Annotated in this window: 16 protein-coding genes; 6 read left to right on the top strand and 10 right to left on the bottom strand. The window is 64.7% G+C overall.

The window, feature by feature from the left end:
• Position 1: 1 nt before the first annotated feature.
• Entirely contained in the window at positions 2–1,291 is a 1,290-nt protein-coding gene (locus NRG74_RS12245) for an Nramp family divalent metal transporter (protein WP_257704094.1), read from the top strand.
• A gap of 10 nt (positions 1,292–1,301) precedes the next feature.
• Here NRG74_RS12245 and NRG74_RS12240 read toward each other — a convergent pair whose 3' ends face one another.
• From NRG74_RS12240 to NRG74_RS12230, 3 genes are all read right to left on the bottom strand, one after another.
• Positions 1,302–2,252 carry a DMT family transporter gene (locus NRG74_RS12240; protein WP_257704093.1) on the bottom strand — a complete coding sequence of 317 codons (951 nt, stop codon included), beginning with the start codon at positions 2,250–2,252 and terminating at the stop codon, positions 1,302–1,304.
• Positions 2,253–2,329: 77 nt separating this feature from the next.
• Positions 2,330–3,055 (bottom strand): AraC family transcriptional regulator, encoded by a 726-nt coding sequence (locus NRG74_RS12235; protein WP_257704091.1) that lies wholly within the window; start codon positions 3,053–3,055, stop codon positions 2,330–2,332.
• A gap of 70 nt (positions 3,056–3,125) precedes the next feature.
• Entirely contained in the window at positions 3,126–4,040 is a 915-nt protein-coding gene (locus tag NRG74_RS12230; protein ID WP_017641732.1) for a DMT family transporter, read from the bottom strand.
• Positions 4,041–4,132: 92 nt separating this feature from the next.
• Here NRG74_RS12230 and NRG74_RS12225 point away from each other — a divergent pair, with 92 nt between their 5' ends.
• On the top strand, positions 4,133–4,657 hold the full coding sequence (locus tag NRG74_RS12225; protein WP_160923612.1) for a MarR family winged helix-turn-helix transcriptional regulator: 525 nt from the start codon (positions 4,133–4,135) through the stop codon (positions 4,655–4,657).
• Between the two features lie 54 nt (positions 4,658–4,711).
• Here NRG74_RS12225 and NRG74_RS12220 read toward each other — a convergent pair whose 3' ends face one another.
• The 3 genes from NRG74_RS12220 to plsB form a co-directional block, all read right to left on the bottom strand.
• Complete coding sequence (locus tag NRG74_RS12220; protein ID WP_064307969.1) at positions 4,712–5,272, bottom strand: GNAT family N-acetyltransferase; 561 nt, start codon at positions 5,270–5,272, stop codon at positions 4,712–4,714.
• A gap of 108 nt (positions 5,273–5,380) precedes the next feature.
• A complete protein-coding gene (locus NRG74_RS12215) occupies positions 5,381–5,863 on the bottom strand; it encodes a YbaY family lipoprotein (protein WP_017641735.1) in 483 nt (160 codons plus the stop codon).
• A gap of 48 nt (positions 5,864–5,911) precedes the next feature.
• Positions 5,912–8,422, bottom strand: coding sequence for a glycerol-3-phosphate 1-O-acyltransferase PlsB (gene plsB / locus NRG74_RS12210; RefSeq protein WP_257704087.1), 2,511 nt, complete (start codon positions 8,420–8,422; stop codon positions 5,912–5,914).
• A 370-nt stretch (positions 8,423–8,792) separates the two neighbouring features.
• Between plsB and NRG74_RS12205 the strand changes: the two genes are divergently transcribed.
• Positions 8,793–9,005: a cold-shock protein gene (locus NRG74_RS12205; RefSeq protein WP_017641736.1), complete on the top strand. Its 213-nt coding sequence runs from the start codon at positions 8,793–8,795 to the stop codon at positions 9,003–9,005.
• 184 nt (positions 9,006–9,189) lie between these two features.
• Here NRG74_RS12205 and NRG74_RS12200 read toward each other — a convergent pair whose 3' ends face one another.
• Genes NRG74_RS12200 through dapE form a run of 3 tightly spaced genes read right to left on the bottom strand, consistent with a single transcriptional unit; the run spans position 9,190 to position 11,530 of the window.
• Positions 9,190–9,573 carry a hypothetical protein gene (locus tag NRG74_RS12200; protein ID WP_257704082.1) on the bottom strand — a complete coding sequence of 128 codons (384 nt, stop codon included), beginning with the start codon at positions 9,571–9,573 and terminating at the stop codon, positions 9,190–9,192.
• 5 nt (positions 9,574–9,578) lie between these two features.
• Positions 9,579–10,391 (bottom strand): putative RNA methyltransferase, encoded by an 813-nt coding sequence (locus NRG74_RS12195; protein WP_257704080.1) that lies wholly within the window; start codon positions 10,389–10,391, stop codon positions 9,579–9,581.
• Positions 10,388–11,530, bottom strand: coding sequence for a succinyl-diaminopimelate desuccinylase (dapE, locus tag NRG74_RS12190; protein ID WP_017641148.1), 1,143 nt, complete (start codon positions 11,528–11,530; stop codon positions 10,388–10,390). The genes NRG74_RS12195 and dapE overlap by 4 nt, the downstream gene beginning before the upstream one ends.
• Positions 11,531–12,663: 1,133 nt before the next feature.
• Between dapE and ltrA the strand changes: the two genes are divergently transcribed.
• Both ltrA and tcdA read left to right on the top strand, forming a co-directional pair.
• Entirely contained in the window at positions 12,664–14,403 is a 1,740-nt protein-coding gene (ltrA, locus tag NRG74_RS12185; RefSeq protein WP_145152957.1) for a group II intron reverse transcriptase/maturase, read from the top strand.
• A gap of 138 nt (positions 14,404–14,541) precedes the next feature.
• On the top strand, positions 14,542–15,327 hold the full coding sequence (tcdA, locus tag NRG74_RS12180; RefSeq protein ID WP_257704078.1) for a tRNA cyclic N6-threonylcarbamoyladenosine(37) synthase TcdA: 786 nt from the start codon (positions 14,542–14,544) through the stop codon (positions 15,325–15,327).
• Positions 15,328–15,675: 348 nt separating this feature from the next.
• On the opposite strand, the gene mltF is transcribed toward tcdA, so the two are convergent.
• Positions 15,676–17,160 carry a membrane-bound lytic murein transglycosylase MltF gene (gene mltF, locus NRG74_RS12175; RefSeq protein ID WP_017642559.1) on the bottom strand — a complete coding sequence of 495 codons (1,485 nt, stop codon included), beginning with the start codon at positions 17,158–17,160 and terminating at the stop codon, positions 15,676–15,678.
• 316 nt (positions 17,161–17,476) lie between these two features.
• Here mltF and purL point away from each other — a divergent pair, with 316 nt between their 5' ends.
• Complete coding sequence (gene purL / locus NRG74_RS12170; RefSeq protein ID WP_257704075.1) at positions 17,477–21,376, top strand: phosphoribosylformylglycinamidine synthase; 3,900 nt, start codon at positions 17,477–17,479, stop codon at positions 21,374–21,376.
• Positions 21,377–21,459 lie beyond the last annotated feature (83 nt).

Below are 21,459 nucleotides of genomic sequence, written 5' to 3'. Positions count from 1 at the left end.
CATGACCGAAAACAACAACAAGGTCGCGCCCACCCCCTCGGCGGCCGATCTGTCGCAACCGCCCCGCGGTACCCTGGCGCGCTGGAAACTGGTGGGCCCGGGCATCGTGGTCGCGGTGACCGGGGTCGGCGCCGGCGATCTGGTCGCCACCCTCATCGCCGGCTCGCGCTTCGGCTATGCCCTGCTCTGGGCCGCGGTGGTGGGCTGCATCGTCAAGATCGCCCTGGCCGAAGGCTCCGCGCGCTACCACCTGGCCACCGGCTCGACCATGCTCGAAGGCTGGCGCTCCCTGGGCATCTGGACCTACTGGTACTTCGGCATCTACATCGTGCTCTGGGGCTTCGTCTATGGCGGCACCGCCATGAGCGCCACGGCCTTGCCGCTGGCCGCGCTGTTCCCGGACGTGCTGCCGTTCTGGGCCTGGGGCGCCCTGTCGGGCATCGCCGGCGCGGTCTTCGTGCTGCTCAATCGCTATGCGGTGTTCGAGGCGGCGATGAAGTTCTTCATCGGCGTGATGTTCGTGGTGGTGGTGGGGCTGGCCATCCTGGTCATGCCCAACCTCGGCCATGCCGTCACCGGCCTGGTGCCGACCATCCCCGAAGGCTCGGCGATCTACACCCTGGGCCTCATCGGCGGCGTCGGTGGCACCATCACCATGGCCGCCTATGGCTACTGGGTGAACGCCAAGGGTTGGCGGACTCCGGCCTGGATGGGCGTGATGCGCCTGGACAACCAGGTGGCCTACATCGCCACCGGCATCTTCGTCATCGCCATGCTCATCGTCGGCGCCGAGTTGCTCTATACCGCGCAGATCACCCTTTCCAGCGGCGATCGCGGCCTGCTCGACCTGGACGAGGTGCTGGAGCAGCGCTTCGGCCCGGTGGTCTCCACCGTCTTCCTGATCGGCTTCGCGGCGACCACCTTCTCCTCGATCCTGGGGGTGTGGCACGGCGTGTCCCTGCTGTTCGCCGACTTCGTCCGCCAGGCCACCGGTGGCACCGGCGACCGGGGTGATCTGGAGAAGACCCCGGCCTTCCGTTTCTATGTGCTCTGGCTGACCTTCCCGCCGATGGTGTTGCTGCTGCTCGGCCGCCCCTTTGGCCTGATCATCGCCTACGGGGCCTTTGGCGCCTTCTTCATGCCGTTCCTGGCCCTGACGCTGATCTGGCTGCTCAACTCCAAGCGGGTGCCCAAGGAATGGCGTTCGGGCTGGCTGTCCAACGGCCTGCTGGGGCTGGCCGCGGCGCTGTTCATCGTGCTCAGCCTGAACGAGATAGCCCGATTGTTCTAGGGCTGCGCCGCTAGCAGGCCGACCCGGCTGGCGCGCTGGTCGGGACAGGCTGCTGGTGGCACCTCAGGCACCAGACCACCCCCACGATCAGCAGGCCGATGGCCAGGGCTTCCAGCAGCGTCGGCAACCGCCACTGCCAGAGAAAGCCGTAGAGCAGCGAAGACAGCGTTTCGATGACGATGGCCTGGCCGCTCAGGGTCAGCGGCAGGCGGCGACTGGCCTGGTTCCAGCAGAAGCCACCGACCACCGAGGCGAGCAGCGCCACGCCGGCGGCTACCACCAGCGGCTGCACCCAGTCCTGGGGTGCCCGTACCAGCAGTTCCGGCCCCAGCAGGAAGGGCGCGGCCAGCAGCGCCTGGAGGCCGGTCACTCCGCCCAGCAGCAGGGCCCAGTCGTGGCTGCCGATGGCAGTCACGGTCAGGTGACGGGTATTGGCTACCGCGAACCAACTCCAGGCCAGCAGGGCGCCGCAGGCGCAGAGCAAACCCAGGGCCGGTTGGGCGCCCAGGGCCGTGACGGTCAGCGCCTCGTAGCTGATCAGCCCCACCCCGAGCAGGGCGCAGGCCATTGATGGCCATAGGCGATCGACACCCACGGCCCCGGTGTCTGCGTGCCCGGCCAGGGCTACCAGCAGCGGAATCAGGCCGACGATCAGGGTGGTCGCGGCGATGCCGGCCTGCTGCACCCCGGCGCCTACCAGGGCGTAGTAGCCCAGGTTGCCGATCAGGCTCAGCCAGAACAGCCGTCTCCCATCGCTACGGGTGAGTTGTGCGCGCAGCCTGTGCCAGCGTGGCAGGAGCAACACCAGCGAGACCCCGCCGTAACAGAGAAAGCGCAGCACGGCGAACTGGGCGCCGCCGAGATCGGGCACCAGCGCCGGGGCGAGAAAGATCACGCCCCAGCACAGGCCTGCCGCGACCCCATAGCCAATTCCCGTTGCCGATACCCGTCGTTCGCTCATGTCACTCGCCTTCGCTGTTTCGGCAGCAGTCTGGCGATAGCCTGAGGGGTGGGTCTTGCGCGAGGCTCCGGCGTTTTTTACCCAGGCGTGCGCTGGCTGCGCCGCCAGGCGGCGGGGCTGATGCCCTGGCGACGGGTCATGGCCCTGGTGAGGGCGGCCTGATCGGAAAAGCCGACGCGCAGGGCGATCTCGACGATGGGCAGGCGGCTGTCTTCCAGCCAGCGCTGGGCCTGACGCAGCCGCAGATCGGTCAGCCAGGCCTGGGGTGTCTGGCCGAAGCGCTCGTGGAAAAGCAGGTGCAGGCGACTCAGGCCGACCCCGGCCAGATTGGCCATGGCCGCATTGGTCCAGTCACCCGCAGGCTGGGCCTCTACCCGTGCCAGCAAGAGCTCGAAGGCCGAGGCCGGGACTGTGACGGTAAGGGAGTGCAGGAGCAGGCGCGTGAGTTCGCTGGCGTGCTGGGTGAGGGCTGCCGCTGGAGTCAGTTCGGCAAAGGTGATCAGCTGCCGTGCCGCCGGTGGAATCGGCAGGCCGGGTTGGCGCAGCGCCTGATCCAGCGTCCGGGCCGGTAGCCAGTCGGTGGCGCAGTCGATCACCAGGAAGCGGCTGTCCGGCGCGGACAGCTGCGCATGACCGCAGTCAGGCGCCACCAGGGCCGCGAGACCGGTATGCAGTCGCGTCTCGCCTCGACCTTCCAGCTCCAGCTGCATCCCGCCCTGAATGGGCAGCACCAACTGGGCGAAGGCATGGGCATGGGGCCGATGTTCGCCCTCATAGCTCTTGATGGCGAGGCGTGGCGTCACGAGTCACCTTGGGAGAAGGGTAAGAGCCAGGATCTTCGCACGGAACCCAGAACGAGGCGTAGCAGGGGAGTCAGGTATATCGCCTCGCGACCGCGATGGACGCCAGGATGAGGGCGGCGCCGAGAAGCATGCCCATCGTCGGTCGTTCGTCCAGCCAGAGAAAGGCGGCGACCAGGCCGAATACCGGAATGAGGGCGAGATAGAGACCGGCGCTGGCGGCGCTCAGGTGGCGCAAGCCCAGGAGGTAGAGCCAAAAGGGCAGGGCGTATTGTAGAACCCCGGACAGCGCCGCCTCGGCGATCACTGCCTTGTCCAGGGCATCCCAGCGGGGGGTGGCGAACCCCGCGGCGACGATGACCCCTTGCAGCGTCAGGATGAACAACAGTCCAGCGCCTTGTTGCACCAAGGCCAGGCTGGCGGGTGGATAGAGATTTGCCAAGCGCGACGAAGCGATGACGTAGCCGGCGGCGAACAGCGTCCCCAGCACGATCAGCAGATCGCCCCGGAGCGAGGTTGCCGAATTCCCGGTCTCGCTACCGCAGAGGCCGATCAGCGACAAACCGATCACGGTGCTCAGCAGACAAGCGAGCAGGCGTCGCCGAGGACGTTGCCCCAGTAGTAGCCAGCCCAGCAGGACGATGAACATGGGTTCGGCCGAACCTATCACCGCGGCATGGCCGGCGCTGGTCAGGGAGAGACCGGCGAGCCCTATCCCATAAGCCAGCCCTGGTTCGAGCACGCCTGGCCAGGCGGTACGCAGCAAGAGCGGCCACGATGCCGGCCGGCGGCTCTCGCGCGATGCGAGAATAGCCAGAAAGAGCAGACTGGCTAGCAATTGGATCGGCAGCAGGGTCGCGGCGGGCACCTGTTCCAGCAGGTCGCGGCTGGCGACGGTGGCCAGGCCCCAGCAGGCTGCCGAACCTATCATGGCTAGCGTCGCCAGACTGCGGTCGCGTTTGAAGGGGATCGCTTGGGTGGCTGTCATTTAAGCTAGGCTCGCATTCTGAGAAGTCATGGGGATGAAGCTAATGAATAGTGACGTGTTTTAAATGTATGCAGAACACATATATTAAAGCCATGAACGAAGCGCAACTGGAAAATCTCTTGGGGGCCTGCGCTCTGGCCGTGGCCGATGCCCAGACCCAGGCTTTACAGCAGGCGAGTGGCGTCAGCAGCGCCGGCTGTACCGTGCTCAATGCCCTGGCTCAGTATCCCGGCCTGACGATCCGTGAGCTGGCGGCCATTGCCGGTCTCAGCCATTCGGTCATGGTGCGGACGCTCGATGCCCTGGTCGGTGCGGGCCTGGTCAGTCGCCAACCTGGGCAGGATCGCCGTGAAGTCCAGGCCAGCCTGACTTCGGCGGGCGAGGTACAACGTGAGCGGCTGATCGCGGCGCGAACGGCGGTATTGACGCGGGCACTGGATGCCGTACCCCAGACCCAGCGGGACGCCTTGCAGCAGGCCTTGGCAGCCATACTGGCCGCGCTGACGACCGGCGCGCAGCAGGCCGATCATCTCTGCCGCTTCTGCGATGAGTCTGCCTGTGGCTCGAGTTGTCCGGTAGCAGCCGAGGTCGAGCACTTGGCTGCCAGAGAAGCCTAGTCGGCGTTACGGCAAGCGCGTGTTCGAAGGCTGCCGCGCGTCAGCCAAGGGTTATTAGGTCTGCGCTACCGGCCATTCTTGCGCCAGCACCGCGTAGACGTACTCGTCCCCCCACATTCCGGCGAAGCGGTCGTTCTCGACGAAGTGGGCTTCCCGGCGCAAGCCCAGGCGTTCCACCACGCCTATCGAGCCCTGATTGAGCACGTCCAGGCGAGCGAAAATGCGGTGCAGGCCTAGCTCCGCGAAACCGAAGGTGAGTAATCGCGCAACGGCCTCGGTGGCGTAGCCCTGGCCTGCCTGTTCAGGATCGAAGATGTAGCCGACCTCAGCTTGCCGTGCGTCCACGCTTGCCAGCTTGAGCAACACCTCGCCCAAGACCCTGCCATCAGCCTTCCTCACGACGGCCAACCTTAACTCGTCGCCCGTCGTCTCGAAGCGGGGCTGCTGCAGATCGCGGAAACGCTCGACGAGCGCCGCTGGGGTAGGGGGTTCGCTATAAAGATACCGGTAGACACCCGGCTTGCTGTGGTAGGACGCATAGGTCTCAAGGTCAGACGGTTGGAAAGGCCTGATCGAAAGTCGGGGTGTCGTGAGCGTTAGTTGGGCAAAGTCCAAGAGCGGGTTCCTGAGCGATCATGGAACCCGGACCTTGCCTTATCGCTATCGCTTAACCAGTCAGCGGACAGCTGCTGTTACGAAATGGACATCAAGAGTGGCTGGACCTCAACGCACCGGCTGCAACGGCAACTCCACCTCGCCACCGCTGTTCAGGTCCACCACTACCGGCTCCTGGGTCAGGTACAGTGGGCGACCGCCCAGCAGGATGCGGCCGCTGAGCAGGTAGCGCTCGCCGTTCTTGACCTTGGCTGGGGCGTAGTCGAGGCGGAAGGGCACCTGGCCCTGCTGCTTGACGAACAGGGTGCGCTGGGCCAGCCGACCGGCAGGGGTGTCGCCGGCGCTGGCGCTGTAGAGGCTGACGGTGAGCTTGGCGGTAGGCGGCACTGGCTCGTTGGCGGTAAAGGTGGCCTGACCGCTGAGACTGGTCATGCTTGGCTGGGTGGGTACGCCAGGGGTGGTGGTCTGCGGCTGCTCGGTGGGCGGCAACGGCTGGCCGCTCGGCGGCGGTGGTGTCGCGGGGCCGGGGCGCAGCCCGCTACAGGCGCTGAGCAGCAGCGAGGTGGCGAGCAGGGCGGCGATTCTTTTCATGGCTAGATCCTGGACTGAAATCGACTGCTGTGACCCACGGACGCCGGCTTAGTTGCCGGCGACAACGGGTGTTTCCGGATCCGGCAGGTCCGGGGCATCGGGGCGGTCCAGGGCCACCTGGCGGATCGACAGGCGAATCTCCGCCGGCAACACCCGCTTGCCGGCACCCTCGGCCAACTCGCCGAGCAATTCATGGTGGCCCAGGGTGCCGTCGTCGGCCTTGCGCAGCACCCCCTCGGCCAGCAGCGTCTGGATGAAATGGCGGAACAGCGACTTGTCGAAGAATTCCGGCGCATTGAGGCCGTGCAGCACCGACAGCCGCTGGGCCATCACCGTGCAGAGTTCTTCCAGCTGCGGCGCGGTCAGGCTGTTCTGGCCGTGGTTGAGGATCAGCGCGGTGGTCATGTAGTAGCGCTGCAGGGTCTGCAGGATGGCCCGCGCCAGCAGGGTGAGGCGGACGAATTGCCGCGAGCTGGGCGCGGCGCGCACGAAGACGTCGTCCTCGATACGCAGCAGGCCGCGCTCCACCATGGCCTCTAGCCAGCCGTCCAGCACCAGGGGCAGCTCCTCGCGCTCCCAGTGGATGAACAGCTCGGCCTGCAGATAGGGATAGAGCGCCAGGGCGAATCTATGGATCAGCTCACGGGTCATGCGCCCGGTGTTCTGGAAGAAGCTGGCGATCAGCGCCGGGATGGCGAAGAGGTGCAGGACGTTGTTGCGGTAGTAGGTCATCAGCACCGCGTTCTGCTCGTCCAGGTAGAGGATGCGCCCCAGGGCGTCCTGCTGCTCGGAGAGGAAACCCAGGGCGCGCACCTCCTCGATGATCGCCTGGCCGTCGCCCTCGGGCAGGGTGACGCTGGTGGAGTAGGGCACCCGCTTCAGCAGATCCAGATAGAGGTCGATGGCGCGTACCAGAGCGCCTTCGTCGAGGGCCTGGCGATGGGTCGAGAGCAGCGCCAGGGCCACCAGGTTGACCGGGGTGACGGCCGCCGCGGCATTGATGCGGCGTACCACCCGCTCGCCCAGTTCGTGGGTGACCGAATTGAACCAGGCAGGCTTCAGGTCTTCGTCGAGGGGTTCGTCGCGCCAGCCCGGACGGCGGGCATCGAGAAAGCCCTGCAGCGGAATGGGTTCGCCGAAGTTGACCCAGACCCGGCCGAAGCGCTGGCGCAGGGCGCCAAACACCTTGACCAGGTCGAAGATGGATTCCTTCTTTTTCGCCGCGCCGCGCAATTCACCCAGGTAGGTGCGGCCCTCGAAGACCTTCTCGTAGCCGATGTACACCGGCACGAAGACGATGGGCCGCCGGGAGTCGCGCAGGAAGCTACGCAGGGTCATGGCCAGCATGCCGGTGCGCGGCTGCAGGGTGCGTCCGGTACGCGAACGGCCGCCCTCGACGAAGTATTCGGTGGAGAAGCCGCGGCTGAACAGACTGTGCAGGTATTCGTTGAACACCGCGGCATAGAGGGCGTTGCCCTTGAAGCTGCGCCTCATGAAGAAGGCCCCGCCACGGCGCAGGATATTGCCCACCACCGGCATGTCCAGGTTGATGCCGGCGGCGATGTGCGGCGGCGTCAGGCCGTTCTGGAACAGCAGGTAGGACAGCAGCAGGTAGTCGATGTGGCTGCGATGGCAGGGCACGTAGACCACGGTGTGACCGGGCGCCATCTCCTGGATCCGCTCGATGTGGCTGACCGTGACGCCATCGTAGATGCTGTTCCAGAACCAGCGCAGACCCACGTCCAGGCAGCGCACCACCGGATAGGAGAAGTCCGAGGCGATCTCCCGCGCATAGTGCGCCGCCTCGTCTTCGATGCGTCCGGGGGTGGCCTTGCGCTGGGCGATTTCGTGGGCGATGGTCGCCCGTACCTGGGGCGCCCGCAGCAGGCCGCGCAGCAGGGTGCGTCGGTGCGACAGGTCCGGGCCGATCACCGCCTGGCGCACGTTGCGGAAGTGGATGCGCAACCGCCGCATCACCAGACGTTCCAGGCGCTGTGGATCGGGGCGCTGGCTGGCCAGTTCGCCCAGCGACAGCGGCTTGGAGAACTGCACCCGGGTCAGCCGGCCCAGCACCAGGATGCGCGCCAGCTTGCGCAGCCGTCCGGTCACCACCCAGTTGTCCGCCCAGAGCAGCTTCCAGGGACTGGTCTCGCGATCCGGCGACTGGCCCCAGAAGACGCTGACCGGTACCAGCTGGACGTCTTCCAGCTGCTGCTCGGTCACTGCGGTCACCACCCGGCGCAGAGTAGGAGGTACCGAGCGCCGGGCGGGGCGCCCGCGCCAGTTCGCCTTGCCGGTGGCGTTGAAGTAGGCCAGTGGTTCGGTCTTGCTCCCCAGCACCAGCGGGCGTAGCGGTCGTGGCAGGCCGGCCTTGCGGCATTCCCGGTCGAGCACCGCCAGATCGCTCAGCGAGGCCTCGGGCAGTACATAGAGCACTGGTTTGGCGGGATCGATGCGGCTGAGCAGGCTGGCCGCCTGGGTGGTCTCGGAGCGAACCCAGAGATAGAGCAGGCGCTTGAGCAGCGAGAAGGCCAGCAGGCGCAGCGGCGAACGGGTCATGGAGGGCTACCGGGTGGACGGGGCGGCAGTGTGCCGGATGGCCTGGCGGGCGTAAAACCACCCGTGTTGTTCTGACTTCGACCCGGCAGTCGGCGCCTTGTCCCGCGTGTCGAAAAAATGCCATTCAAATCGTCGACAATCCGGCGCTGGCGTGGCTTCCAGCCGTGATGGCACTGTGCGTAAAGAACGTTGCTTTTGCCGGAAAAGCCCTGCTTCATAAGATTTCGGCAACGTGTTGCCGATGGTCGGATACGGGCCAGCCTGGCGACCGGTCTGATGCGCGATCTGTACCGATACAACAAAGCGACCCGGTCGCCACAGGCTGTGGCGAGCGGGGATAGGAAATCCAGAAAAGCTTCGGAGAAATGTGATGGGTGAGCAACGCGAAACCGGGACCGTCAAGTGGTTCAATGACGCCAAGGGATATGGATTCATTCAACGCGAGGGCGGCGCAGACGTGTTCGTTCACTACCGCGCCATTCGCGGTGAAGGCCACCGCTCCCTAGTCGAAGGCCAGCAGGTGGAGTTCTCGGTGATAGAAGGCCAGAAGGGTCTGCAGGCCGAAGACGTCGCCCGGCTGTAAGAGCCTATTCAAAGTCTGCTGCGCGTCGGCCAAACGGCGTTGAAAATGGCTTCGGAATGCTCATTTACCACTCGTAAACTCTGCTTCCTCAGCCATTTTCGCCTTGTTTGTCTCTAGCTCGCGAGCCTTTGAACAGGCTCTGAGCCCGCTTCGCGAGGAGCGCAAAGCTCCTCGCGCCTTCGGTTCACTCGGTGCGCCAGACGATTTCCTCGACGCCCTCGTCCGTCACCTTCAGCCAGCGATCGGCGGTTTCTTCCTCTTCTTCCTCGCTCCAGCCACTCGGGGCGCAGCGTACCTGCACCTGCAGGGCCGCCTGGGCGTCGCGGGCACAGGCCAGGTCGTCCACCCAGGGCGAGACATCGCTTTCCAGCAGCAGGCTGTGCCACTTGCCCACCGCCTTCGGCAGCCAGGTGACTGGAATGGGCTCGCCACCATAGCGCAGGGTGCACTTGAAGGTCTGCCCACGCACCTGCCAGGCGCAAGGCATGGCGAACACCTGTTCGAGCCAGGCCGAGACGGCGTCCTGGTCGACGTCCTTTAGGTAGATTTCGATATCGGGCTGGCGCATGGGGCTTAGGCTCCGGATTTGACGATCCAATCGTAACGTACTGCCACCCGCACCTCGAAGGGCTCGGCGAGAACCCGCTCGCGACGCTCGGCGTTGACCCGCCAACCGTGGGGCGTCATGGCCAGCAGGTCTTCGCGGGTCTGGCGCTCGGTCAGCGGCAGCACGAATTCGAGCCCTTCGCTGTGGGCCAGTTCCAGACCTGGCGGCAGATCCTGCAAGTGCTTGTCTTCGGCATAGTCGCGCACCTCGTCATAGAGCCGCTGGCGCAACTCCAGCAGGTGGGCGCTGGCCGGACCCAGGCGCAGGATTCCGCCGCCCGGTGCCAGCACGCGCAGGGCTTCGGCCCAGTCGATGGGGCTGAAGACACTGGCCAGCAGCTGGCAACTGGCGTCCGGCAGCGGCAGACGCGCCATGCTCGCCACCAGCCAGGTCAGCGCCGGGGTACGTCGGCAGGCGCGGCGCACCGCCTCACGGGAGATGTCCAGCGCATAGCCGTCGGCTGCGGGCAGGGCCTGGGCCAGGCGCGCGGTATAGAAGCCTTCGCCACAGCCCACGTCGATCCAGCGCTGAGGTGCGCGTTCGGCGGCTAGCTGCGCCAGGCGCTCGGCCAGGGGCGCATAGTGACCGGCATCGAGAAAGCGCCGGCGGGCCTCGACCATCGCGGCGTTGTCACCCGGATCCAGGCTCTTCTTGTGCTGCACCGGCAGGAGGTTCAGGTAGCCCTGGCGGGCGCGGTCGAATCTATGGCCGGTGGCGCAACCGACGCCACCCTCGAGTTCGGCCAGCGGGGCCTGGCAGAGCGGACAGATCAGCTTCATGCCAGCAACCGCACCAGGGTGCCGTAGTAGACCTCGGTCAGCAGATCCAGGTCGCTGGCCAGGACGTGCTCGTCCACCTGGTGGATGGTGGCGTTGACCGGACCCAGTTCCACCACCTGGGCGCCCAGGGTGGCGATGAAGCGGCCGTCCGAGGTACCGCCGCTGGTGGAGGCTTCGGGGCGATAGCCGGTGACCGCCTCCACGCTGGCCGCGACGGCGTCGAGCAGGTCGCCCGGCTCGGTGAGGAAGGGTAGGCCGGACAGCGACCAGTCGATGTGCCAGTCCAGGCCGTGGCGATCGAGGATGGCCTCGACCCGGGCCTGCAGGCCTTCCACGGTGGATTCGGTGGAGAAGCGGAAGTTGAACAGTGCCTGCAGCTCGCCCGGCACCACGTTGCCGGCACCGGTGCCGGAATTGAGGTTGGAAATCTGGAAGCTGGTGGGCGGGAAGAAGGCGTTGCCGTCGTCCCATTGCTCGGCGGCGAGATCCGCCAGGGCCTGGGCCGCCAGGTGGATGGGATTGCGCGCCAGGTGCGGATAGGCCACGTGGCCCTGCTTGCCGCGCACGGTCAGGCGGCCATTGAGCGAGCCGCGGCGACCGTTCTTGACCACATCGCCCAACAGCCGGGTGCTGGAGGGTTCACCGACGATGCACCAGTCCAGCCGCTCGCCGCGCTCGCGCAGGCGCTCGACCACGGCACGGGTGCCATGCAGGGCGGGGCCTTCCTCGTCGCTGGTGATGAGGAAGGCGATGGCGCCGCGATGGTCCGGGTGGTCGGCGACGAAGCGCTCCACGGCGATGATCATGCTCGCCAGACTGCCCTTCATGTCGGCGGCGCCGCGGCCACGCAGCATGCCATCGGCATCCACGTGGGCATTGAAGGGCGCCTGCTGCCAGGCCTCCAGCGGGCCGGTGGGCACCACGTCGGTGTGGCCGGCGAAGCACAGCACCGGACCTTCGCCGCCACGGCGCGCCCAGAAGTTGTCCACCTCCTCGAAGCGCAGCGGTTCCAGGGCGAAGCCCAGGCGCTCCAGGCGCTGCATCATCAGCGCCTGGCAGCCTTCGTCCAACGGCGTGACCGAGGCCCGGCCGATGAGGTCGCAGGCGAGTTCCAGAGTGGGGGTAAGAGCGGTGGTCATGGCGGGTCCCGGGAGGCGGCTAGGGTTCAGGGGGAGCGGTATGGTAAAGGAAAACCTATACTGTGGCTTTTGGTGCGACACGAATGCTCGTGTTGTGCTTGGTTGGTAGCTTGCCTTGGCACCTAACCCCTTGTTTTACAAGGGTTTAAAGCCTGAAGAAGCACGAGAGCCGGTCCTGCCGCGTCTGCTTTGACCCACCTGTGGGGACATTACGATCCCTGCTCGTCAGGGTTAGTACGTCTCAATTTTGGCCGTTTCCGGCTATAAATTGATCAATCGGACGTAACAGAGAGCAATTTCCATTAGTGGAATTGTATCTAAATGTAACAAGACTCCCTGTGGGTGATCGATCCCGCAAGGGGTCAATCCATCACTGGGATGCCTTGGTCTCATTTGGCCTATGCCAACGTCGTGAGACGCTAGGGTATCTCGTCCAAGCACTGAGCAACCGCTCCGTTGTGCATTGCTCAACCTCGCTGGCATAGGGGGCACCGAGCCTGGCATGTACCTGCCAGTTCACTACATCGGCATGCGTCGGGGGCCAACCCTGGGGTGTGAAGCCCGATCGACAACGTCCTACCCCAAATGGGGGTGCGATGGCTGGTAACAGCCACGTGCAGCTCCCGAATTGCACGGGGGCAAGGGGCTAGTGACCTAACCCGTACGGTTAACGAAAGTGAATCGTCGTTTGACCCTCCGTAAACAGTAACGGGCCTACGGCAATTAATAGGCCTTAGCCAAAAACGGCACCGCAGTTCGGCGCTCGCCGTCAAAAGAGGCGACGCGGTACCACTATGACTGCCGGGGGAAAGACGGAACCTAACCGGGGAATCGATGCACATCGGGGAACGTGGCAATCCCGACCACCCGCCTAACCAGCAACATCGGAAGGCAGGCAATCCGCAAGGAAAGCTGTTGGGTGTGGGGAATGGGAGGGTGCAAAAAGCGAATGGCTGTCTGTAATGGGCGGCATATCGATTGAAACATTATCGACAGGGGCAACCCTGGCTGACGTGCACCTGGTTTACGGGCGCATGATCTAGTGCTGATTTCCAGCGAAACGACCCTAGGGGTGACTTCAACCCCTAGGGGGAGAAGTCCGTCCCGAAGGTTACTGACCTGAGGAGGACTGTATGAATACGCAACCAGCAACACCGGTTTCGTCTGCGTCTCCTGACGGTGTGAAGGGCTGGCACGATCTCGATTGGGCCAAGATCCAAATCTCCGTTCGGAAAACGCAGTTGAAGATTGCGCAGGCAACAAAGGCTAGTGACTGGCGTAGGGTTAAACGTCTACAACGGTTACTGACCCATTCGTTTTATGGTCGCTGTTTGGCTGTAAGACGGGTGACTGAAAACCGGGGTCGCAAGACTCCGGGCGTCGATGGAGAAACCTGGGGGACGCCCCCAGCCAAGCTCTACGCCGCGAAGCGTCTATCGGAGAAACGAGGCTATCGGCCCAAACCGCTTCGGCGGGTGTGGATACCGAAGCCAGGAAAGAAGGAAAAGCGTCCACTAGGCATACCGACGATGTTTGATCGGGCCATGCAAGCGCTCTACTTAGCCGCCCTTGAGCCGGTTATCGAAAGCAGCAGCGATCCGAAAAGTTATGGCTTTAGGCCTGACCGATCAACGACTGATGCAATGGCCGAACTCTTCAACCTACTCTCACAGCGGACCTGTGCCCAGTGGATATTGGAAGGAGATATCAAGGGGTTCTTCGACAACATCAATCACGAGTGGCTGTGCCAGAACGTCCCTATGGACAAGAAGGTGCTGCGGCTGTGGTTGAAGGCCGGGGTAATCGACCGGCGACACTTCAAGGCTACGGAGGCCGGAACGCCACAAGGTGGGATCATCTCGCCCTGCTTGGCCAACGCCACACTAAATGGGTTGGAGTCTCAGCTTCGAACGTACTTGATTTCCAAGTTTGGGAAGAAAAGGGCGGAGAAGCTAAAGGTGCATGTGGTTAGGTATGCGGATGATTTCGTCATCACAGCGGATAGTAACGAGCTGTTGCGTGACGAAGTCCAACCATGGGTCGAGCTATTCCTGTCAGCACGAGGGGTCAAGCTGTCCTCTGAGAAAACTCATATCACTCACATCTACAAAGGCTTTGACTTTTTAGGGTGGAACTTTAGGAAGTATGTGCCGAGGTCGCCATATAAGCGTGCCAAGCTATTTATAAAACCGGCAAGAAAGAATGTTTCTGCATTCTATCGTAAGGTGAAAGAGATAGTGAGGAGCAGTGGTGCACTAACTCAGGGAGAGTTAATCGGACGCCTAAATCCGGTACTGAAAGGGTGGGCTAACTATCACTCTCCAGTGGTGGCAAAGAAGACCTTCAATAAGCTAGATAGCGACATTCACTGGCTATTGAAGCGGTGGGCGAAACGCAGACATCCAAGAAAACTGGCCGCATGGTGTGAAAACAAATACTTTCATGCAATCGGCACGCGGAACTGGGTGTTTGCATCCCTTCATAAGAGTAGTAAAGGAGAGCAGAAGCTCCGTCAGCTTTACAGATTGGCGGATACGGAGATTGTGCGGCACATGCACCTAGCGGTTGAGTACCAACCCTATGATGTGGAGCGCGAGCAGGAGTGGGAGAAGTTAAGGGTCAAACGGATGCAGCACAAGCTGCGTTATCGAAGACAAATACTTTATCTTTTCCGACGACAGCAAGGAAAATGCGCGCTGTGTGGTCACGCAATCACTAAAGAGACTGGATGGGACGATCACCATGTCATCAGACGGGTGGACGGCGGTCCAGACACTTTGAACAACCGTACACTTCTTCACCCAAGCTGCCACTCGCTGGTTCATAGCCGGCGGCATAAGGTAACCCTGCGATACAGCGGTCTTAAGTGTTAAGATCGTAGTCACAGTTGCCGGCCAGCTATTGGCTGGTTTTTCGTAAGCTTGAGCCGTGTGCGGTGAAAGTCGCCCGCACGGTTCTTAGGGGGCTCTGGATCAGATAATGATCCAGGGCTACCCGACTGGAAAGCCTTCATGACGTTCGATGAACAACGCTTCGGCGGGATCGCCCGGCTCTATGGGCAGGAGGCCGTCGAGCGCCTGGCCGCCAGTCACGTCGCCGTGGTCGGCATCGGCGGAGTGGGTTCCTGGGCCGCCGAGGCCCTGGCCCGTAGCGGCGTCGGTCGCATCAGCCTGTTCGATCTGGACGACGTTTGCGTCAGCAACACCAATCGCCAGGTGCACGCCCTGGACGGCCAGGTGGGGCGACCCAAGGTCACGGTGATGGCCGAGCGCATCCAGGCCGTCAACCCGGCCTGCACGGTCAAGGCGGTGGCGGACTTCGTTACCCGCGAGACCATGGCCGACTACATCACCGAGGAGCTCGATCTGGTGCTGGACTGCATCGACAGCGTGGCCTCCAAGGCGGCGTTGATCGCCTGGTGCAAGAGACGCAAGATCGCCATCGTCACCACTGGCGGTGCGGGCGGCCAGATCGACCCCACCCAGATCCAGGTGGTGGACCTCAATCGCACCTACAACGACCCCCTGGCCTCGCGGGTGCGTTCGCTGCTGCGCCGCGACTACGGCTTCTCGCGCAATCCCAGCCGCCACTACAGCGTGCCCTGCGTCTTTTCCACCGAGCAGCTGCGCTATCCCAAGCCGGACGGCAGCGTTTGCCAGCAGAAGAGTTTCGTCGGCGAAGGCGTGCGCCTGGACTGCGCTGGCGGCTTCGGCGCGGTGATGATGGTCACCGCCACCTTCGGCATGGTCGCCGCCGCCCGGGCGGTGGACAAGTTGATCCAGAAGCCCAAGGGCTAACACTCTCGTAGGTTGAGTTGAGCGCAGCGAAGCCCAACGCTGCCCAGGTCGAGCCCGCAATGTTGGGCTTCGACGATGGAGCCGTCTCAGCCCAACCTACGTCCTGGTGATGGGGCGCTTTGGTAGGTTGGGTTGAGCGCAGCGAAGCCCAACGGTGCCCAGGTCGAGTCCGCAATGTTGGGCTTCGACGATGGAGCCGTCTCAGCCCAACCTACGTCCTGATGATGGGACGCTTCGGTAGGCTGGGTTGAGCGCAGCGAAGCCCAACGGTGCCCAGGTCGAGCCCGCAATGTTGGGCTTCGGCGATGGAGCCGTCTCAGCCCAACCTACGTCCTGAGGTGCCGTGCCTCACATATCCTGGGGCGTTTCCCGGACGGGACGGTCGTCGGCGATGGCGGGGACGTGCAGGCCGGTCTTGGCCAGTTGCTGGCCTTCCATCTGCGGCTGGGTGGTCCAGGTGAGGATGTCGTAATAACGGCGCACGTTCTGCACGAACTGCACCGTCTCACCACCACGGGCGTAACCGTAGCGGGTCTTGCTGTACCACTGCTTCTGCGCCAGGCGCGGCAACATCTTCTTCACGTCCAGCCAGCGATCCGGGTCCAGGCCCTGGGATTCGGCCAGACGGCGGGCGTCGAGGATGTGGGCGATGCCGATGTTGTAGGTGGCCAGGGCGAACCAGGTGCGATCCGGTTCGTTGATGCTGTCGGGCAGCTCGTCACGGATCTGGTCGAAGTACTTGGCGCCGCCGGTGATGCTCTGCTCGGGATCCAGGCGATTGGATACCCCCATGGCCTGGGCGGTGTTGTTGGTCAGCATCATCAGTCCGCGTACACCGGTCTTGGAGGTGGCGTCCGGCGTCCACAGCGATTCCTGGTAGCCCATGGCGGCCAGCAGGCGCCAGTCCAACTGGTGTTTCTGCGCCACCTTGCGGAAGTGCTTCTCGTACTTGGGCAGGCGTTCCTGCAGGTGCTGGGCGAAGGTGTAGGCACCGACGTAACCAAGCACGTCGACGTGGCCGTAGTAGCGCTCCTTGAGCTGCTGCAGGGTGCCGTCGCGGCGGACCTTGTCCAGGTAGGCGTTGACCGCGTCGAGCAGGCTGTTGTCCTCACCGGGCTGCAGCGCCCAGGCCTGGCCCTGGTTATCGCCCAGGTCGAAGGCAACCCGCACATTGGGGAAATAGACCTGGTTCATGGCCAGTTCGTTGGAATCCACCAGGGTCAGGTCGATCTGGCCCTCGTCGACCATGCGCAGCAGGTCGCTGACCTCCACCTGATCGGATTCGTCGAAGGCCAGCCCCGACACCTGGGCCTGCAGCGCCTTTAGTTGCTGGGCCTGGCTGCTGCCCTTGAGCACCAGGATGCGCTTGCCGACCATGTCCTTGGGCGTGCTGGGGCGGACGGTGCCGTTGCGATAGATGACCTGGGGCACCACGTCCAGATAGCTGCGGGAAAACTTCAGATTCTGGCGATTGATCGAAGGCGTGAGGCCGGCCGCGGCGATCACCGGCCCGTCCGGCGCGGTCAGGCGATTGAAGAGGTCGTCGAGGTTGTCGGCGGTGCTGATTTCCAGGCGTACCTTGAGCGATTCGGCGAAGCCCTTGACCAATTCGTATTCGAAGCCGGTCTCGCCGTTGCGGTCCTGGAAATAGGTCGCCGGACTGTTGCGCGTCACCACGCGCAGGACTCCCGCCTGCTGCACCTGCTCCAGCGCGGTAGGCTTGGGCGGCGCAGGCACGTCGGCCTCCCCGCAGCTCATGAGCAAGGCGAGGAAGGGCAGGGTAAGCCAGGCGAATCGCTTGAAGGCTCTATTCAAATGGGCTAGCTCGGCCATACGGCATCAAAACGGCACTGGCGCCTTGCTGACGCGCCTCATCGGTCGGCCCCTCCGGGCACTCGTTATGGTCGGGACGCTCCGCGCCACCGGTCCGGCCAAAGGCTCTATCCTGAGCCCAATGGGGAGCCGCGTCCATGGGGCGCGGCAGGCCGTAACGGCGGGCAGTATACGCGAGAAGTGGCCCAGCGCCCATTTTATACATACAATGATGGTTGTAAGGCTGCATGAACCCTCGTCGCCGGAAGGTGTCCCCGGCGCGCCTTTAGGCTAGAATGCACGGCCCCAAAGTGACTTGGCCCCGAGGCTGTCCCCGATGCTGATCCTGCGCGGCGCTCCCGCTCTTTCTTCGTTCCGTCACGGCAAACTTCTCGACCAGCTGACTCGCCTGGTTCCCGGTGTCTCCGGGCTCTATGCCGAGTTCGTTCATTTCGCCGAAGTCGCCGGCACCCTGAGCGCGGAGGAAGAGGGCATCCTCGGCCGACTGCTGCAATACGGCCCCAGCGTCCCCCAGCAAGAACCCCAAGGCGCGCTGTTCCTCATCGTCCCGCGCCTGGGCACCATCTCGCCCTGGTCGAGCAAGGCCACCGACATCGCCCACAACTGTGGCCTGGCGCAGATCGAGCGTCTGGAGCGCGGCGTGGCCTACTACGTCGCCGGCGAGCTGGACGGCGTTGCCCACGCGCAGCTGGCCGCGGCCCTGCATGACCGCATGACCCAGCGCGTGCTGCCGACCCTGGACGCCGCCGCCGACATCTTCAGCCATGCCGCGCCCAAGCCGCTCACCGCGGTGGACGTGCTCGGCGGTGGTCACGCCGCGCTGGAGCAGGCCAACCTCGAGCTGGGCCTGGCCCTGGCCGAGGACGAGATCGACTACCTGGTCAAGAGCTTCACCGCCCTGGGGCGCAATCCCCATGACATCGAACTCATGATGTTCGCCCAGGCCAACTCCGAGCACTGCCGGCACAAGATCTTCAATGCCAGCTGGGACATCGACGGCGAAAGCCAGGAGAAGTCGCTGTTCGGCATGATCAAGAACACCTACGAGATGAACCGCGCTGGCGTGCTGTCCGCCTACAAGGACAACGCCGCGGTCATGGAAGGCTTCACCGCCGGCCGCTTCTATCCCGACGCCGAGTCCCGTGAGTACGGCGCGCACAGCCAGCCCGTGCACATCCTGATGAAGGTGGAGACCCACAACCACCCGACGGCCATCGCCCCCTTCCCCGGCGCCTCCACCGGCTCCGGCGGCGAGATCCGCGACGAAGGCGCCACCGGCCGCGGCTCCAAGCCCAAGGCCGGCCTGACCGGCTTCACCGTCTCCAACCTGAACATCCCCGGTTTCGCGCAGCCCTGGGAGCAGCCCTACGGCAAGCCCGAGCGCATCGTCACCCCGCTGGACATCATGATCGAGGGCCCGCTGGGTGGCGCCGCCTTCAACAACGAATTCGGTCGCCCGGCCCTGGCCGGCTACTTCCGCACCTTCGAGCAGCAGGTCGAGACCCCCCGTGGTCCCGAGGTGCGCGGCTACCACAAGCCGATCATGCTCGCCGGCGGCCTGGGCAACATCCGCGCCGACCACGTGCAGAAGGGCGACATCTCGGTGGGCGGCAAGCTCATCGTGCTCGGTGGTCCGGCCATGCTGATCGGTCTGGGCGGCGGCGCCGCCTCGTCCATGTCCACCGGTGCCAGCTCCGCCGACCTGGATTTCGCCTCGGTGCAGCGCGAGAACCCGGAAATGGAGCGCCGCTGTCAGGAGGTCATCGACCGCTGCTGGCAGCTGGGCGAAAACAACCCCATCACCTTCATCCATGACGTAGGCGCGGGCGGCCTGTCCAACGCCTTCCCCGAACTGGTCAACGATGCCGGTCGCGGCGGCCGCTTCGAACTGCGCAACGTGCCGAACGACGAGCCGGGCATGAGTCCGCTGGAGATCTGGTGCAACGAGTCCCAGGAGCGCTACGTGCTCTCCGTGGACGCCGAGAACTTCGAGACCTTCAAGGCCATCTGCGAACGCGAGCGCTGCCCCTTCGCCGTGGTCGGCGAAGCCACCGAGGAGCGCCAGCTGACCGTGGCCGACAGCCACTTCGGCAACAACGCCGTGGACATGCCGCTGGACGTCCTGCTCGGCAAGCCGCCGCGCATGCACCGCAGCGCCACCCGGGAAGCCGAACTGGGCGACGCCTTCGACGGCGCCGGCCTGGACCTGACCGAGTCGGTGGAGCGCGTCCTGCGCCACCCGGCCGTGGCCAGCAAGAGCTTCCTGATCACCATCGGCGACCGCACCATCACCGGCCTGGTCGCCCGTGACCAGATGGTCGGTCCCTGGCAGGTCCCGGTGGCCGACTGCGCCGTGACCGCCACCAGCTTCGACGTCCACACCGGCGAAGCCATGGCCATGGGCGAGCGCACCCCGCTGGCGCTGCTCGACGCGCCCGCTTCCGGCCGCATGGCCATCGGCGAGACCATCACCAACCTGGCCGCAGCGCGCATCGACAAGCTCGGCGACATCAAGCTCTCCGCCAACTGGATGGCCGCCGCCGGCCACCCGGGCGAAGATGCGCGCCTCTATGAAACCGTCAAGGCGGTGGGCATGGAGCTGTGCCCGCAGCTGGGCATCACCATCCCGGTCGGCAAGGACTCCATGTCCATGAAGACCCGCTGGCAGGACGGTGGCGAAGACAAGAGCGTCACCGCGCCGCTGTCCCTGGTGATCACCGGTTTCGCCCCGGTGCAGGACATCCGCCGCACCCTGACCCCCCAGCTGCGCCTGGACAAGGGCCAGACCGACCTGATCCTGATCGATCTCGGCCGCGGCCAGAATCGCCTGGGCGGCTCCATCCTTGCCCAGACCCACGGCAAGCTCGGCCAGCAGGCTCCCGACGTCGACGAAGCCGAAGACCTCAAGGCCTTCTTCGCGGTGATCCAGGGCCTCAACCAGGACGGCCTGCTGCTGGCCTACCACGACCGTTCCGACGGCGGCCTCATCACCACCCTGGTGGAAATGGCCTTCGCCGGTCACTGCGGCCTGGCCTTGCGCCTGGACGCCCTGGCCGCCGACCGTGACGAACTGACCCGCGCGCTGTTCGCCGAAGAGCTGGGCGCCGTCATCCAGGTGCCCCAGGACTTCACCCACGAGGTGCTGGCCCAGTTCAGCGCGGCCGGTCTGGAAGACTGCGTGGCGGTGATCGGCAACCCGGTCAACGGCTACGAGATCAACATCCACTACCACGACGAGCATCTCTACCGGGCCGAGCGGCGCATGCTGCAGCGCGTCTGGAGCGAGACCAGCTTCCAGATCCAGCGCCTGCGCGACAATGCCGACTGCGCCCAGCAGGAATTCGATGCCCTGCTGGAAGAGGATCATCCGGGTCTGTCGGCCAAGCTGGCTTATGATCCCAACGAGGACATCTGCGCCCCCTACATCAAGAAGGGCGTGCGGCCCCAGGTCGCCATCCTGCGCGAGCAGGGCGTCAACGGTCAGGTGGAGATGGGCGCGGCCTTCGATCGCGCCGGCTTCGCCGCCATCGACGTGCACATGAGCGACATCCTCTCCGGTCGCATCGACCTGGCGGACTTCAAGGGCGTGGTGGCCTGTGGCGGCTTCTCCTATGGTGACGTCCTCGGCGCCGGCGGTGGTTGGGCCAAGTCCATCCTGTTCAACGCCCGGGCCCGCGACGGCTTCCAGCAGTTCTTCGAGCGCACCGATACCTTTACCCTCGGCGTGTGCAACGGCTGCCAGATGGTCGCCAACCTGCGCGAGCTGGTGCCCGGCAGCGAATTCTGGCCGCGCTTCGTGCGCAACCGCTCCGAGCAGTTCGAGGCGCGGGTGGCCATGGTCCAGGTGCAGGATTCGCCCTCGCTGTTCCTCGCTAGCATGGCCGGGTCGCGGCTGCCCATCGCCATCGCCCATGGCGAAGGCTTCGCCGAATACCCGAACCAGCAGGCGCTGGTCGCCGCTGACGTCTCCGGCACCGTGGCGCTGCGCTATGTCGACGGTCACAGCAAGGTCACCGAGACCTATCCGGCCAACCCCAACGGCTCGCCGCTGGGCATCACCGGTCTGTCCAGCCAGGACGGTCGCGTGCTGCTGATGATGCCGCACCCCGAGCGCTGCTTCCGCGCCGTACAGAACTCCTGGATCCCGGCCGACTGGCAGGGCGAGGACGGCGGCTGGATGCGCCTGTTCCGCAATGCGCGGGTCTGGGTGGACTGAGTCCTCGGCTCGCGTCTGACGAAACCCGCGCCTCGGCGCGGGTTTCGTCTTTCTGGGAAGGGTTTAAGCTAAAGGGACCGTCC

The sequence above is a fragment of the Pseudomonas oryzihabitans genome (assembly GCF_024652905.1).
GTDB lineage: Bacteria > Pseudomonadota > Gammaproteobacteria > Pseudomonadales > Pseudomonadaceae > Chryseomonas > Chryseomonas benzopyrenica.
The sequence above is the reverse complement of the archived record's forward strand: the minus strand, read 5'-3'. Positions and strand labels throughout refer to the sequence as shown.

Excerpts from the sequence above, each read along its gene's own strand:
- NRG74_RS12245 (WP_257704094.1), top strand. The coding sequence starts at position 2 with ATGACCGAAAACAACAACAAGGTCGCGCCCACCCCCTCGGCGGCCGAT.
- NRG74_RS12240 (WP_257704093.1), bottom strand. The coding sequence starts at position 2,252 with ATGAGCGAACGACGGGTATCGGCAACGGGAATTGGCTATGGGGTCGCG.
- NRG74_RS12230 (WP_017641732.1), bottom strand. The coding sequence starts at position 4,040 with ATGACAGCCACCCAAGCGATCCCCTTCAAACGCGACCGCAGTCTGGCG.
- NRG74_RS12225 (WP_160923612.1), top strand. The coding sequence starts at position 4,133 with ATGAACGAAGCGCAACTGGAAAATCTCTTGGGGGCCTGCGCTCTGGCC.
- NRG74_RS12215 (WP_017641735.1), bottom strand. The coding sequence starts at position 5,863 with ATGAAAAGAATCGCCGCCCTGCTCGCCACCTCGCTGCTGCTCAGCGCC.
- plsB (WP_257704087.1), bottom strand. The coding sequence starts at position 8,422 with ATGACCCGTTCGCCGCTGCGCCTGCTGGCCTTCTCGCTGCTCAAGCGC.
- NRG74_RS12205 (WP_017641736.1), top strand. The coding sequence starts at position 8,793 with ATGGGTGAGCAACGCGAAACCGGGACCGTCAAGTGGTTCAATGACGCC.
- NRG74_RS12200 (WP_257704082.1), bottom strand. The coding sequence starts at position 9,573 with ATGCGCCAGCCCGATATCGAAATCTACCTAAAGGACGTCGACCAGGAC.
- NRG74_RS12195 (WP_257704080.1), bottom strand. The coding sequence starts at position 10,391 with ATGAAGCTGATCTGTCCGCTCTGCCAGGCCCCGCTGGCCGAACTCGAG.
- dapE (WP_017641148.1), bottom strand. The coding sequence starts at position 11,530 with ATGACCACCGCTCTTACCCCCACTCTGGAACTCGCCTGCGACCTCATC.
- ltrA (WP_145152957.1), top strand. The coding sequence starts at position 12,664 with ATGAATACGCAACCAGCAACACCGGTTTCGTCTGCGTCTCCTGACGGT.
- tcdA (WP_257704078.1), top strand. The coding sequence starts at position 14,542 with ATGACGTTCGATGAACAACGCTTCGGCGGGATCGCCCGGCTCTATGGG.
- mltF (WP_017642559.1), bottom strand. The coding sequence starts at position 17,160 with ATGGCCGAGCTAGCCCATTTGAATAGAGCCTTCAAGCGATTCGCCTGG.
- purL (WP_257704075.1), top strand. The coding sequence starts at position 17,477 with ATGCTGATCCTGCGCGGCGCTCCCGCTCTTTCTTCGTTCCGTCACGGC.